1 pseudogene is annotated in these 231 nt (G+C 58.9%); it reads right to left on the bottom strand.

Annotated elements, in window-relative coordinates:
* Positions 1-231: pseudogene (locus ACTHTK_RS10355) on the bottom strand (pyrroline-5-carboxylate reductase); the annotation flags it as partial.

The raw sequence follows: 231 nt of genomic DNA, 5'->3' as shown, positions 1-231 counted from the left end.
GGCGCGGTCAGCTTCGGATACTTCCGCTTCGGCAAACATGCCGGATACGCCCAAACCGATTTTTCCCGGCGTATTGGGCATGGTACGGACGATTCGGCGTGTTCCGCCAAGGTAGCGGCTGAGGGTATCAATAGACAAACCGGCGGCGACGGAAAGCACCAATGCGGCGTTGACACGAACGTTGCGGCACGCGGCTTCCATGTCCTGCGGTTTGACGGCAAGGATTAACAC

The sequence above is a fragment of the Neisseria sp. P0006.S009 genome (assembly GCF_051962915.1).
Classification (GTDB): Bacteria; Pseudomonadota; Gammaproteobacteria; order Burkholderiales; family Neisseriaceae; genus Neisseria; species Neisseria subflava_E.
The sequence above is the reverse complement of the archived record's forward strand: the minus strand, read 5'-3'. Positions and strand labels throughout refer to the sequence as shown.